Annotated in this window: 7 protein-coding genes and 1 pseudogene; 7 read left to right on the top strand and 1 reads right to left on the bottom strand. The window is 61.6% G+C overall.

Annotated elements, in window-relative coordinates; translation table 11 throughout:
* Positions 1-48: 48 nt before the first annotated feature.
* Positions 49-4,344: pseudogene (locus tag H3U90_RS01325) on the top strand (acyl-CoA dehydratase activase-related protein); the annotation flags it as partial.
* 85 nt (positions 4,345-4,429) lie between these two features.
* A complete protein-coding gene (locus H3U90_RS01320; RefSeq protein ID WP_198176738.1) occupies positions 4,430-5,074 on the top strand; it encodes a sugar O-acetyltransferase in 645 nt (214 codons plus the stop codon).
* Positions 5,075-5,134: 60 nt separating this feature from the next.
* Here the strand turns inward: H3U90_RS01320 and H3U90_RS01315 are convergent, their stop codons facing one another.
* Positions 5,135-5,752, bottom strand: a complete 618-nt coding sequence (locus tag H3U90_RS01315) for a TetR/AcrR family transcriptional regulator (protein WP_198176737.1) — start codon at positions 5,750-5,752, stop codon at positions 5,135-5,137.
* Between the two features lie 297 nt (positions 5,753-6,049).
* Between H3U90_RS01315 and H3U90_RS01310 the strand changes: the two genes are divergently transcribed.
* From H3U90_RS01310 to H3U90_RS01290, 5 genes are all read left to right on the top strand, one after another.
* Complete coding sequence (locus tag H3U90_RS01310; protein ID WP_198176736.1) at positions 6,050-7,384, top strand: MFS transporter; 1,335 nt, start codon at positions 6,050-6,052, stop codon at positions 7,382-7,384.
* Between the two features lie 51 nt (positions 7,385-7,435).
* On the top strand, positions 7,436-8,791 hold the full coding sequence (locus H3U90_RS01305) for a glycoside hydrolase family 30 protein (RefSeq protein WP_232340535.1): 1,356 nt from the start codon (positions 7,436-7,438) through the stop codon (positions 8,789-8,791).
* A 50-nt stretch (positions 8,792-8,841) separates the two neighbouring features.
* Positions 8,842-10,956: a beta-galactosidase gene (locus tag H3U90_RS01300; RefSeq protein ID WP_269748678.1), complete on the top strand. Its 2,115-nt coding sequence runs from the start codon at positions 8,842-8,844 to the stop codon at positions 10,954-10,956.
* A gap of 59 nt (positions 10,957-11,015) precedes the next feature.
* On the top strand, positions 11,016-13,316 hold the full coding sequence (locus tag H3U90_RS01295) for a glycoside hydrolase family 3 N-terminal domain-containing protein (RefSeq protein WP_198176734.1): 2,301 nt from the start codon (positions 11,016-11,018) through the stop codon (positions 13,314-13,316).
* Between the two features lie 70 nt (positions 13,317-13,386).
* Entirely contained in the window at positions 13,387-14,661 is a 1,275-nt protein-coding gene (locus H3U90_RS01290; RefSeq protein WP_198176733.1) for a glutamate-cysteine ligase family protein, read from the top strand.
* Positions 14,662-14,798 lie beyond the last annotated feature (137 nt).

Here is a 14,798-nt window from a genome sequence, read left to right as displayed (position 1 = left end):
ATGAACTTTGATCTGACTTCCTTGGATGGTGTCCTCTCCGCCCTGAAGGGCCTGGAGAACATGCCTTCCACGGCCAGAACGATACGGCCGCTCTTCCTGGACGAAGACGAGCGCAAGGAGTTCAATGACCGGCATGGTGCCCAGGTCATCCCCACCGGGGATCTGTCCGGAGCCGAGGGGCCGCATTTCCTGGGCATCGATGCGGGCAGCACCACCATCAAGGCCGTCCTGATCAACGATGACAAGACCATCGTCTGGTCCACCTACGGAGTGCATAAGGACAGCCCGCTGATCGCCGCCGCCAACATCGTCAAGGAGGTCAGGAAGTCCCTGCCGGAGGGCGCCTACATCGCCCGTGCCTGCGCAACCGGATATGGTGAGGGTCTGGTCAAGGCTGGTCTGCATGTTGACGAGGGTGTGGTCGAGACCATGGCCCACTACCGGGCCGCCGAGGAGATCAGCCCCGGCGTCACCTCGGTCATCGACATCGGCGGGCAGGATATGAAGTACATCGCCGTCAACGACGGGGTCATCGATTCGATTTGCGTCAATGAGGCCTGCTCGGCAGGCTGCGGGTCCTTCCTGCAGACCTTCGCCCAGTCCATGGGCATCAGCATCCAGGACTTCACCAAGCAGGCGCTGGCCTCCGAGGCCCCGACCGATCTGGGCTCCCGCTGCACGGTCTTTATGAACTCCTCGGTCAAGCAGGCTCAGAAGGAGGGCGCCTCCCCGGAGGACATCGCCGCCGGGCTCTGCTACTCGGTGGTCAGGAACGCCCTCTACAAGGTCATCAAGCTGCGTGACGCCAACGCCCTGGGGCCGGTGGTCGTGGTCCAGGGAGGCACCTTCCTCAACGATGCCGTTCTGCGGGCCTTCGAACTCCTGACCGGCCGCAAGGTGACCAGGCCCAACATCGCCGGGCTCATGGGAGCCTACGGCGCCGCGCTGACGGCCCGCATGCACTGCCCGCAGAATGAAGAGGTCGAGGATATCGTCGCGGCAAGCTCTCACGTGGTCGACGGGGCGAAGTCCGTGGGCAGCACGCCGACCACGCCCAACAGGGCTCCGACTTCCACCCAGTCAAAGGTGTCACCGGTCGCCGTCAACAAGATTGCCTCCAAGAACGACCAGGGCTTCAAGACGACCCTGCCCGACCTGAAGGTGCGGGACGGCCATGTGGTCAGCTCCATCCTGGCGGGGGATGATCTGGACAACCTCTCCATGACCACGACCCACGATGTCTGCAAGCTCTGCCAGAACCACTGCAAGCTGACCATCACCGAATTCGAGGACGGCGGCCGCTACGTGACCGGGAACCGCTGCGAGCGTGGCGGAGACAAGAACAGGAAGCGCTCCGACCGTCCCAACCTCTACGACTTCAAGTACAAGCGGGCCTTCGCCTACCGTCGTCTGACCCCCGACAAGGCCACCAGGGGCGATATCGGCATTCCCCGTGTGCTCAACATGTATGAGGACTACCCCTTCTGGTTTACCCTGCTGACCTCATTGGGCTTCCGTGTCATGATTTCCGGGCGTTCCAACCATGAGCTCTTCGAGAGTGGGATGGAGTCCATCGCCTCCGAGAACATATGCTACCCGGCCAAGCTGGTCCATGGGCACATCCACTCCCTGGTCGACAAGGGCATCAAGACCATCTTCTACCCCTGCGTCACCTATGAGCAGGAACTGGTTCCCGATACGGACAACCACTACAACTGCCCCATCGTGGCCAACTACCCGGTGGTGATCGAGGCCAACATGGCCGAGCTCAAGGAGAACGGCGTCCGCTTCATGAGGCCTTACTTCAACCTGTCCAACAAGGAGAAGATGGTCGAGCGGATCGTCAAGGTCTTCGATTGGGCCAAGGTCAGCGAGGAGGAGGCCCGGACCGCTGTCCAGGAGGCCTACCGTGAGGATGCCCGGTTCAAGGAGGATGTCCGCCAGGAGGGGCTTCGTGCTTTGGCCTACATGCAGGAGTATGGAGTCAAGGGCGTGGTCCTGTCGGGACGCCCCTACCATGTGGACCCCGAGGTCAACCACGGCATTCCCGAGACCATCTGCTCCCTGGGCATGGCCGTGCTCTCCGAGGACTCGATCTGCGAGCTGGACGTGCATAAACTGCCCAAGCTGAGCGACTATATCATTCCGGCGGCGGGGGAGCGGGCCCTGGCTTCGAACAACCCCACGGCCGCCAAGTTCAGGAAGACCGTGCCGGGATTCGGCGACGATCATCAGAAGATGCCTCTGAGGGTGACCGACCAGTGGGCCTACCACTCCAGGCTCTATTCAGCAGCCAGGTTCGTCTCCGAGTATCCCGACCTGCAGCTGGTCCAGCTGGTCAGCTTCGGATGCGGGGTGGATGCCATCACCACCGACCAGGTCCAGGAGATTCTGGCCGATAAGGGAGATGTCTACACGCAGCTGAAGATCGATGAGGTCTCCAACCTGGGTGCAGCCAAGATCCGTCTGCGCTCGCTGAAGGCCGCCATGGACGAACGCCATCAGCGGGATCTGGCCCAGGGGGACAGCGAAGACCAGAAGGAAGCCTCCCTTATGGAGCAGGCGCCTGCTAAGGTCGCGGTCGAGGATGCTGCCCCGTTGCCTGACCTTGTTCGGGTGGAGGATTCATCCGATTCTCACGAATCTCAAGAGTCTGCCAGCGATAGTGAAGCGGCGGGAGTGAATGCGTCCGACAAGTCGAAATCCGATGGATTCCGGCCCACCAACGCGCAGAAGATCAACCTCTCCCGGCGCAAGGCCGACATTGTGGCTCTGGCACGGTTCGTGGCCCTGCACGATAAGAGCGATCAGGGTCTGATAGGTCTTCATCCCATGGGCATCAGGCCCATCCGGGAGACCATGGCATCAAGGCAACAGGAGCCGGAAGCCGACAACAAGGGCAAGGATGTCCAGGCCAGCGGGGCTGCCGCCAAGCCGACCCTGTCCAAGTACGCCACAGAACATCGATTCACCAAGGAGATGGGGCACAAATTCACAGTGGTGGCACCGCAGATGTCCCCCGTCCACTTCTCCCTTCTGGAGGCGGTCTTCTCCAGCGCCGACTACCACTTCGAGCTCCTGAAGCATGCCACGGCCGAAGACATCAACACCGGCGTCAAATACGTCAACAACGATGCCTGCTTCCCTGCCATCATCGTGGTGGGGCAGCTGGTCAACGCCTTCCTGTCCGGCAGGTTCGACCCGCACAAGTGTGCGGTCATCGTCACCCAGACCGGTGGCATGTGCAGGGCCACCAACTACTACGGCCTTCTGCGCAAGGCCATGGCTGATGCAGGCTATGGCTACGTCCCGATCATCACCCTGAGCGTTCAAGGATTCCGGGCCAATCCCGGCCTTCAGGTAACTCCGGCTCTGCTGCACCGCGCCGTCAAGGCCTTCTACTTGGGCGACGCCATGATCGAGTGCCTGCTCAGGGTCCGCCCCTACGAGCAGGAGCCCGGCTCAGCCAACAAGCTCTACAAGCTCTGGGACACGATCTGCAAGGAGACCATCGAGCACCACGGGTACTCCAAGACCGCCAAGAAGGTCTATGGCCATGGCTATCTGCCCTATGGCACGCTGATGAAGCGGATGATCCGGGCCTTCGACCAGCTGCCCCTGCGCAATATCCCCCGCAAGCCACGGGTGGGCGTAGTCGGGGAGATCTTGGTCAAGTACCATCCCGATGCCAACAACCACGTGGTCGACCTGATTGAGAGTCAGGGATGCGAAGCCGTGCTCCCCGGTGTCTGCGACTTCATGGTCAACGGCATCTCCAACGCTGAATGGAACGAGGAGATGCTGGGCACCGGCGGCCAGGTGGGTGTCAAGAAGATCGTCCTCAAGGCTGCGGATGTCTACCGTGCCCCCATGATCGCCGGCTTCAAGGCCTCCCATGGGAAGTTCGACATTCCCGCCCACATCAGCGATCTGAGGGAGAAGGCCGCATCGGTCACCTCCCTGGGTGTTCAGGCCGGAGAGGGTTGGCTCCTGACCGGTGAGATCATCGAACTGATCCAGTCCGGCGCGCCCAACATCGTCTGCGCACAGCCCTTCGCCTGCCTGCCCAACCACGTGACCGGGCGTGGCATGTTCGGCAAGATCCGCAGGACCTACCCCGAGGCCAACATCGTCTCGATCGACTACGATCCCGGCGCCTCTGAGGCCAACCAGCTCAACAGGATCAAGCTGATGATCGCCGCTGCCAAGAAGCCGGGCGACCAGGAAAAGCTCGGCCAGGACCACAAGGCAGCCGTGGAATCCCAGCCGGCGGAATCGACCGGCCTGGATGCGGGGCAGGCAGCACCCGTCCAGGACGAGGAGAAGGTTCTGGAGAGCCTGTAGCCGCCAGGCCGAGGCCGGTGTTTGGAACCAATGCGCCGGCCTCGGAATTGCTGAACCACGAGGATCAAGGAAAGAGGGGGTTCCCATGACCAGCCGTGAGGAGATCAAGGCTCTGCTGGACACCGACCAGATCTACATTGCCGATACACCCGAAATGAAGCAGGTCCAGGACGCCCAGCAGGATCTGGTCTTCGAGTTCAACGCCTGCCGTCCCAGCCAGGTGGAGAAGAAGCAGGACCTCTGCAAGAAGATGTTCGGCTCATTCGGCCAAGGCAGCTGGATTGAGGGGCCGATACGGGCCAACTGGGCCTGCAACACCTACTGGGGGAGCAAATGCTACGCCAACTTCAACCTGGTTCTGGTTGACGACGGACGCGTTGACATAGGCGGCCACACCATGTTCGGTCCCAATGTCACCATCGTCACCACCGGGCACACCATTCGCCCCGATATACGAGCCTATGGAACACCCCAGTTCACGGTTCCGGTCAGCATCGGCAGGAATGTGTGGATTGGAGCAGGCGCCATCGTCATGCCGGGAGTGACCATCGGAGACAACACTGTCATCGGGGCGGGGTCCCTGGTCACCAAGGACATCCCCTCCGACGTGGTCGCCTACGGCCACCCCTGCAAGGTCGTCCGTCCAATCAATGACCACGATTATGAATACTTCTGGAGGGATCGCCGGTATCAGGCGCCTTATGATGCCAGGCCCTTCAGGATGGACTAGTCGGGCTGGCCGGTGCCCGGTATCACTTTGTCGGCTTGACTCCTGCGGTCGTGGGTTTGATCAGCAGTACCCATCCCAGAGTGGGGAGGGGAAGATCAGCGCCTTGAACCGGCTCCATTCCCGGATGTAGTCGATTTTCGGCTCACGCAGCAGCCGTATCTGTATGCCGTCCATGACTTCCAGACTCATTCTCACCTTGCCTGGCATGTCTGCCGCCCACTCTATGCCATCAGGAAGCAGCCAGGGGAATTTGGAATAGTGCTTCCAGACCTCTGTCGGCCTGCGGATGAAGTAATCGTGCAAGGGATGGTTGGTGGAGATGGCCTCGGTTTCCAGGACCGTATATAGCTGGGTGAGTTCGGGCCGCCCCGCGTTGTGGGCGACCAGATAGTCGAAATAGGCCGGAAGATGCGGATGATCGGGGTCGGACCCGGGCAGGCCTGTCTGCATGAATTCCTCCGGGGTGCCATTGACGTCATAAATGTCCGTGACCAGGAGGGATAGCAACCCTTCCTTGCTGCCAACATAATGGAGGACGCCCGGCTGTGACATCCCCACCATGTCAGCGACATCTTTGAGGGATATGCCGTTGTATCCATGCTGGCTGATGAGATGGGCGGCGGCTTGTGTGATTTCCGCCCGTCTCACCTCAGGTGATTTTCTGGTTCGGCTCGCCATTGTCTGGTCTTGTGGCTCCTTTTCGCTGTCCCTGAGCGCCTGGGTGCTGTCGGTCGTTTGATACTCATGGTACATGGGGCCGGATTCGTGACAGTGACGGCCTTAGGCTCAACAGGTTCCGACCCGGTGGGGTATAGAGCAAAGAAGTCCTGGCCATTCACGGCCCCGCATTGGGTCAATGACTTGACAAAGGTATCGAATGCCTGCTAGATATATGATTATCTAATGGTTGGTAGATATGGTTGTCTGCCACACATTGGACGTGTCAGAGAAGACTAGTTGAAAGAGGTCGACACCATGAGCGACTCAACAACCCCGGCATCGGACGATTCCGAACTTCTGCAGGCGCATAAGGCCGCCCTGGCTGCAGCCCAGCGGGATCCACTCTTATCGCCCGAGACCGGCAAGCCGGTTCCGAAAAAGACCCTGTTTCGTTTTGGGGCGAGCTTCCTGGCCTTCGGCATTCTGTGGATGTCGGGCCTGGGAATTGTCAGCATCGTGCTGCTTCCCGAGCATCTCAAGCAGGTTTCAGGCATCGCTCCCGAGGCGCTGATGGGCATAGTCAATGCTTGTACGGCCGTGGCTTCGCTGGTCTCCAACCTGCTTTTTGGGAACTTCTCCGATCGCAGCCGCTCCCGGTACGGGCGTCGAACCCCATGGGTCCTGGGCGGCGCAGTCCTGGGTGGTGTGACCCTGTTCCTGACCGGAATGACCACCAACCCGGTCCTGCTGACCATCGTCTATTGCCTTTGCATGTTCGGCCTGAACTGCATGATCGCCCCTATGGTGGCCATCCTGTCCGACCGCGTGCCATCCGGTGTACGCGGGACCCTGTCCGCCTTCTACGGGGCAGGCTCCACCATCGGTTCGCCCATCGGTTCTCTGATCGGTGCTGCTCTGGTGACCCATATGTTCACTGGCTTCGTTCTCGCCGGCGTACTCATGTTCCTGGGTGGTGTTGTGGCCGTTCTGATCATGCCCAGGGAAGGCTCGGCTGCTTACCTGCCCAAGGATGAGGGCACCCTCATGGACGTGCTCAAGTCTTTCCGGCCTCCGCGCTTCCATGGAGCCCACGACTTCTATAAGGCCTTCGTCGGAAGACTCTGCATGCTGCTGAGCTATCAGATGATCTCCGCCTATCAGCTCTACATCATCGAAAAGTATGTGGGCCAAACCGTGACACAGGCAGCAGCAACCATTTCGGTCATGTCCGTCATCACCATGGTGGTTTCCCTGCTGGGCTCGTTGGTCTCGGGGCCCGTTTCCGACCTGATCGGGCGGCGCAAGGTGCCGGTGGTCATCGCCTCCGTCCTCTTTGCCATTGGCATCGCCATGCCCTGGATCAGCCCCACGGTCATGGGCATGTACCTGTACGCCGGTATTGCCGGGTTCGGCTACGGGGTCTATTCTTCCGTCGACCAGGCGCTCAACGTCGATGTTTTGCCCAGCAAGGAGGAGGCCGGCAAGGATCTGGGCATTCTCAACCTGGCCACCACGCTGGGGCAGATGACCGGTCCTTTGGTCATGTCCTTCATCACGCTGAACTGGGGCTATGCGGCGGCCTTCCCGACGGCCATCGCCTTCGCCCTGCTGGGATGCGTCTTTATCCTGACGATCAGAAACGTCAAGTGACACTGGCCTCTGTGGACATACAGGAAAACCATGCAAAGGAGCAGAAAATCAATGAACAGGAATGCAGAACCAATCTGGGTGGCAACCACTCGCGAGCAAGCCATGCAGGAACAACCCCTGGCACTTTCGACTCTGGAGTCGTCGCCCGATCTGGAATGCACCGGCGGTAAGTTGCAGACGCTGCGAGGGTTTGGCGGCTGCTTCAATGAGCTGGGGTGGTTGCCCTTGCAGGAGCTGGGGGAGGAGAAACGTGAGGGGGTCATCCGTGAGCTCTTCAGTCCGGACGAGCTGAATCTGACCTTCAACAGGACCCCGGTGGGTGCCAACGACTTCGCCGCGGGTTGGTACAGCTACGACGAGACCGACGGCGACTATGACCTGGAGCATTTCAGCGTCGACCACGACGAACAGACCCTGATTCCATACATCCGAAAGGCCCGGAAGTATCAACCGGACATGGGCCTGTTCGCCAGCCCTTGGAGTCCGCCCACCTGGATGAAACGGCCCAAGGTCTACAATTTCGGGCGAATCGACATGAGCGAGCGCAACCTGTCTGCTTATGCAGGTTATCTTCTGCGGTATGTGCGCGAGTACGACCGCCGCGGCATCCACATCGACCAGCTGCATGTGCAGAACGAGGTCTTTGCGGACCAGAAGTTCCCATCCTGCCTCTGGTCCAGCGAGGACATGCGCATCTTCATCCGCGACTATCTGGGTCCCCTCTTCGCCAAGGAGGCGCCGGACACGGCCATCTTCCTGGGGACGCTCAATGGTCCCGAGGATATGAAATTCGGTCCCGAAGGCATGATCCTGGAGAACTACAACCGGTACGTGGACAACATCCTCTTCGACGAGGACTGCCGCAGGTACATCGCCGGCATCGGTTACCAGTGGGCCGGCCAGCATGATATCGAGCGCACCCACCAGTCCTGGCCAGAGATCGAGTTGGAGCAGACCGAGTCCGAATGCGGCATGGGCGGCAACACCTGGGAATACGCCGAATACGTCTTCTCGCTGGTCAACCGGTATCTTCGGGCCGGAGCCACCTGCTACACCTACTGGAACATGGTCCTGGGCCAAGGCATATCCACCTGGGGCTGGCGGCAGAACTCCCTCTTCACCGTCGACACCAGCACCGGCCAGGTCAGGCGGAACCCCGAGTACTACGTCATGCGCCACTACTCGCACTATGTGCGCCCGGGCGCTCGCCTGCTGGATACTCGCGGCCATTTCAGCTCCATGGCCACAGCCTTCGAAAACCCGGATGGGTCGATCGTCGTCGTTGCCCAGAACGCCCTGGACCGCGCCATGCCCTTCTCCTTCTGCGGGCCGGGAGAAGATAACGAAGGGAGCCAAGGTTTCCAAGTGACCCTGGAGCCACGATCCTTCAACACCTTCGTCCTATGAACACCTTCGTCCTATGAATTGAGTCCCGTAGATTAAGATTGGAGTTCATCATGTCAGACAAGGCAGTCCGAACCAAGGACCACTCAGCTTCGTCAGGCGGCACGCGTCTGCCGGACAGGCTCATCTTCGGATGCGCCTACTACGACGAATATATGCCCTATGAGCGGGTGGACAAGGACATGTCCATGATGAAGTCCGCCGGCATCACCACCATTCGTATCGCCGAATCCACCTGGAGCACCCTGGAGCCCCAGCCGGGCGTATTCGACTTCAGCCATGTGGACCGGGTGCTGGATGCTGCTGGACGCTTCGGCATCCAGGTCATCGTGGGCACGCCCACCTATGCCGTCCCCTCCTGGCTGGTCGCCATGCACCCGGATGTTCTGGCGGATACCCCTAAGGGCCACAACCAGTATGGCGCCCGCCAGATCATGGACATTGTCAACCCTTCCTACCGGTACTATGGCGAGCGCGTCATCCGCAGGCTGATAAGCTATGTGGCGGACAACCCCCAGGTGATCGGCTACCAGGTCGACAACGAGACCAAGTACTACGACTGCGTATCGCCCGACATGCAGCGGCTCTTCGTCAAGGATCTGCGGCGGCGCTTTGACGATGATCTGGACCGTCTCAATGCGGCCTTCGGCCTGGACTACTGGTCCAACAGGATCGACTCCTGGGAGGACTTTCCCGATCTGACCGGGACCATCAACGCATCCCTGGGGTCGGCCTTCGACCGCTTCCGCCGCAGCCAGGTCAGCCGCTACCTGGCCTGGCAGGCTGGCATCGTGCGCGAATATGCCCGCGAGGACCAGTTCGTCACCCACAACTTCGATTTCGATTGGGGTCCGGGCTGGTCATACGGCGTCCAGCCAGCCGTCGATCACTTCGAGGCGGCCGAGTGCCTGGATGTGGCCGGGGTGGACATCTACCACCCCACCGAGGATGACCTGACCGGCAAGGAGATCGCCTTCGGCGGGGATATGACCCGCAGCCTGAAAGGTGGAACCAACTACCTGGTCCTGGAAACCGAGGCCCAGGGGCAGAACGGATGGCTGCCCTACCCGGGCCAGCTGCGGCTGCAGGCATACAGCCATCTGGCCTCGGGGGCTGACGGGGTCATGTACTGGCATTGGCATTCCATCCACAACTCCTTCGAGACCTACTGGAAGGGTCTGCTTTCGCAGGACATGGAGCCCAACCCCACCTATGAGGAGGCCGGCCGGTTCGGCAGGCAGGTAGTGCAGAAGGGTGTGGGGGAGCGTCTGATCAACCTTCAAAAGCGCAACAAGGTCGCCATCATGGTGGGCAACGACTCCCTGACCGCCCTGGACTGGTTCTCCCTGGAGACCGGCTTCCCTCGTCAGCAGGGGCAGATCTCCTACAATGATGTGGTCAGACGTGTCTACGATGCCCTCTTCGAACTCAACATCGAGTGCGATTTCATCAGCGACAAGGCTGACCGGTCCCAGCTGGGCCGCTATGCCATGGTCCTGGCTCCTGCCCTCTACAGCACCAATGAGGATACGCTGAAGGCCCTGGCCGACTATGTCCATCAGGGAGGTCACCTGGTGGCCACGCTGCGCTCCTTTGTGGCGGACGAGAACCTCAAGGTCTGGCATGACAAGGCTCCGCACCTGTTGACCGACGTGTTCGGCATCGACTACAACCAGTTCACCCGTCCCGGCAGGGGTCTGACCCTGGATCTGCATGGGGCCGACCAGGCTGGACCTGCCTGCCAGGGGCTGATTGAGCTGCTGAATCCGAGACCAGGCACTCAGGTCCTGGCCTCCTATGACCACCCGGTCTGGGGGCGGTATGCGGCTGTGACCCGTCATGATTACGGCCACGGCAGCGCGGAGTGGATCGGCACCCTGCCGTCGGCTCAGGGCATGCGAATGTTGCTTTCGGATGCGGCGGATGCGGCTGGCCTGGGCGGCCCCGCCCGGGACCTGGCTGGCCTGGTCACCGTGCGGGAGGGCATCAATGCCCTGGGGGAGCAGGTCGCCTACCTGCTCAATTATTCATCCAAGGAGGTCAGGCTGGACGCGCCCTATGGGGGGCATCTGCTGGTGGCCGACGGGCAGGCTGATCCTCAGGCTCATGTCGACCAGGGCCAATCAATGACCATTGGACCCTGGGACCTGGCGATCATCGTTCGATAGACCGGCTTCAGTCTGATCGGCTTCAGACTGACCGGATATGAAGAAAGGAAGGTGCCCAGATGGCATCAAGAAAGTTGACGGAGGACCTGCCCTACCGCAATCCCGACCTAAGTGTGGATGAGCGAGTGGCCGACCTGGTGGGCCGCATGACCCGTGAGGAGAAGGTGGGCCAGATGATGCAGCTTGATGCCCGCTCGGGAGTGGACAAGGAGGTGGTGGATCAGCACGCCGGGTCACTGTTGCATGTATCTCCGCAGAACATGATCAAGGCTGACAAGGCCGTTCATCGCACCCGTCTGGGCATTCCCCTGCTGATTGGCGACGACTGCATCCATGGCCATTCCTTCTTCCGCGGGGCCACCATTTTTCCCGAGCAGCTGGGCATGGCAGCCTCCTTCGACCCTGAACTGGTTCAGCGGATGGGGCGGGCCACAGCCCAGGAGGTCGCCACAACAGGCGTCCACTGGACCTTTTCGCCGGTGCTCTGCATCGCCAGGGACACCCGCTGGGGCCGGGTGGATGAGACCTTCGGCGAGGACCCCTTCCTGATCGGCGAGATGGCCTCGGCCATGGTGCGCGGCTACCAGGGAGGATCAGCCATGACCGGGACCCTGCCCAAGGATGCCGTGCTGGCCACGGCCAAGCACTTCGCCGGCTACTCCGAGACCCAGGGCGGGCGCGATGCCTCCGAGGCCGACCTCTCGCACCGCAAGCTGCTCTCCTGGTTCCTGCCGCCTTTCGAGCGCCTGGCCAAGGAGGGTGTGGCCACCTTCATGTTGGGCTACGAGTCCATCGACGGGGTACCGGTCACCATCAACAACTGGCTGCTCAACGACGTGCTTCGTGGGGAGTGGGGCTACCAGGGCACCCTGATCACCGACTGGGACAATGTGGGCCGGATGGTCTGGGAGCAGAAGGTGCAGCCCGACTACACCAGGGCCGCTGCAGCCGCCGTCAAGGCCGGCAATGACCTGATCATGACCACGCCCGGCTTCTACCAGGGGGCCTTGGATGCACTGGATGCCGGGCTTCTGCACGAGGAGGACCTTGACCGGGCGGTCAAGCACATCCTGGCCCTGAAATTCCGCATGGGGCTCTTCGAGGATCCGCGTCTGCCCGACCCCCAAGCCCAGAAGACGATCATCAACTCTAAGGAGCACCAGGAGCTCAACCTCCAGGTGGCCCAGGAGTCGGCAGTCCTTTTGAAGAACGACGGCATCCTGCCCCTGTTCGGCGGGGTTGATGCCGATGGCCGCCCTGGCGATGATTCAGCGCATAGCATCGCCCTGGTGGGTCCGCTGATTGACGATGCCCAGAACCAGCTGGGGGACTGGGCTGGCGGTTCGGGTCAATGCGACTGGATCAAGGACCAGCCTCGGGAGATGATCTCGACAGTGGCCGACGGTCTGCGCCAGGAGCTGCCTGCAAACTGGCGGCTCGACTGCGAGCAGGGCGTCGATGTGCTCCGTCTGGTCGACGACCCTGCGGGTCCGCTCTTCCCCGATGGCCAGCCCAGGCCCAAGGTGGCGGCCCCGGCCAGGATCGATCAGGGCCGCTTCGACAGGGCCGTAGACCTGGCCAGGCAAAGCGACCTGGTGGTGGCCGTGGTCGGCGACGTGGTCCAGCTGGTGGGCGAGGGCCGTTCGACTGCCACCCTGGAACTCTACGGTCCTCAGCGCGATCTGCTGGATGCCCTGGCGCAGACGGGCAAGCCCATGGTCATCGTGCTTATGTCCTCCAAGCCGCTGATCCTGCCTCCGTCCGCACGGGCTGCCAGGGCCCTGATCTGGCAGCCCGATCCTGGTATGCAGGGCGGTCGTGCCCTGGCCAGGATTCTCACCGGCAAGGTTGAGCCCACAGGCAGGCTGCCCATCACCTTCCCCAGGCATGCCGGGCAGCTGCCGGTCTACTACAACCAGATCCGGGGCCAGCATGGTGACCGCTATGCCGATCTGACCCAGGATCCGGCCTTCGCCTTCGGCCAGGGTATGGGCTACACCACCTTTGCCTACGGAAAGCCTGGGGTCGATGGGCCGGATACCGTCGGACCCGAGGATACGGTCAGGGTGACCGTGGATCTGACCAACACCGGCCGGCGCTCAGGCACCGAGGTCGTCCAGGCCTATATCAGCGACCTGGTGACCTCAGTCAGCTGGGCTGATCGGGAGCTCAAGGCCTTCCAAAGGGTTCAGCTGGATCCAGGGCAGACCCGGAAGGTGGTCTTCGATCTACCGGTGTCCGAGTGGGCCCTGGTCGATGCCGACTGCGAACGCAGGGTCGAGCCCGGTCAGTTCCAGGTGCTGGTGGGGTCCTCCTCACGCAGGGCTGACCTGCAGGCCGTGACGGTGACCGTATGCTGACCACCATCCGACAGCGGAACTCCTCGCGTGTTGGTTGCCCAGAGCCCTCGCCCGCTCTTACCATGACAGCATGAGGAAAAGCGTAGGCGCTGGGTATGCGCACCTGTTGACGGTCCCCAATCCGCGGCATGTGGCCAGCCTGGTCGACTACTTCACACGAGGTTCAAAACCGCGGTCCAAGTGGCGGTTCGGCATTGAGGTCGAGCATCTGCCGGTTCGTAACGACGGGTCCGATGCCCCGGTTCCCTATGAGGGGGAGCGGGGCATCGAAGCCCTGCTGTCGGCCTTGGAGCCCTGCTACGACGGCGATAAGGAATACCGGGAGGACGGTCACCTGGTCGGGCTGAGCAGGCCGGGTTGCGTGGTCTCCCTGGAGCCCGGGAGCCAGGTGGAGTGCTCCCTTGGTGTGGTACGTGACAGCCGAGAATTCGAAGACCTCTACCGTCGCTTCCGTGCCGAGGTCGACCCCATTGCCGAGCGGCTGGGGTTCCGGCTGGTCGAGTACGGGTACCGTCCGGCTGGGTCCTACGCGGATGTAGGGGTCAATCCCAAGGAACGTTATGCGGTCATGAACACCTACCTGGGTCGCATCGGACAGTGCGGTCCCATGATGATGCGCAGCACGGCGTCCACCCAGATCAGCATCGACTACCAGGATGAGGACGATGCCATCGCCAAGATCCGTCTGGGCACGGCTATCGGCCCCGTTTTGGCCTACTTTTTCCGCAACACCCCAATCTTTGAGGGCAAGCCCAACCGCATGCCCCTGCGGCGTCAGCGGATCTGGGATTGGCTCGACACCCAGCGCACAGGCCTGATTCCCGGGCTGTTCGAGGACGGCTTCTGCTGGGAGGACTATGCCGTGGACATGCTCTCCACCCCGCTCATGGTGGCCGATGTCTCCCACACACCGGAGGTGGAGGGGCCGCATGGGCAGCAGGTCTTCATCGCCTGGCACGAAAACGCCGGGGAGATCTATCCTGACCGCCGGCTCAACGATGCCGAGATAGCGCACATCCTGACCACCCACTTCAATGATGTCCGTCTGAAGAACTACATCGAGCTCAGGCACTGGGACTCCCTGCCCATGGAACGTGCCAGCCGACTTATGGACGTTATCGGTGGCATCTTCTACGACCCGGATCAATTCGCCGGACTTGTCGGCCTCTTGGACGGGGTGAGCGAGGAGGATGTGCTCCAGGCCAAGGCCGACCTGCAGGTTCGCGGGGGCCAGGCCAGCCCCTATGGCCGTTCCCTGGACTTCTGGCGGCAGGCGCTAGGTGCCGAGGACACTCTGGATGATCTTCCGGGCGATCCACGTCATCCCGATCTCTTCCAGTCCTGACGACTGTTTCGTTATGCGAACGGGCGGGTCCGGTTTCCTGAGGATGGTATAATCTGGTCACCAATGGGCCTTGATCCGTCATCAGCGGGGAGCCCTCGGAAGAACGGGATCGCCTGCGGCGGTCCTCAGTAGAACCG

Origin of the sequence: Bifidobacterium sp. W8103, assembly GCF_016100775.1 — a bacterium.
Lineage (GTDB): Bacteria > Actinomycetota > Actinomycetes > Actinomycetales > Bifidobacteriaceae > Bombiscardovia > Bombiscardovia choladohabitans.
This window is presented reverse-complemented; position numbering and strand designations above follow the sequence as displayed.

Bases quoted from the DNA above. Each gene is read 5' to 3' on its own strand.
- H3U90_RS01320 (WP_198176738.1), top strand. From the start codon at position 4,430: ATGACCAGCCGTGAGGAGATCAAGGCTCTGCTGGACACCGACCAGATC.
- H3U90_RS01305 (WP_232340535.1), top strand. From the start codon at position 7,436: ATGAACAGGAATGCAGAACCAATCTGGGTGGCAACCACTCGCGAGCAA.
- H3U90_RS01315 (WP_198176737.1), bottom strand. From the start codon at position 5,752: ATGGCGAGCCGAACCAGAAAATCACCTGAGGTGAGACGGGCGGAAATC.
- H3U90_RS01300 (WP_269748678.1), top strand. From the start codon at position 8,842: ATGTCAGACAAGGCAGTCCGAACCAAGGACCACTCAGCTTCGTCAGGC.
- H3U90_RS01310 (WP_198176736.1), top strand. From the start codon at position 6,050: ATGAGCGACTCAACAACCCCGGCATCGGACGATTCCGAACTTCTGCAG.
- H3U90_RS01295 (WP_198176734.1), top strand. From the start codon at position 11,016: ATGGCATCAAGAAAGTTGACGGAGGACCTGCCCTACCGCAATCCCGAC.
- H3U90_RS01290 (WP_198176733.1), top strand. From the start codon at position 13,387: ATGAGGAAAAGCGTAGGCGCTGGGTATGCGCACCTGTTGACGGTCCCC.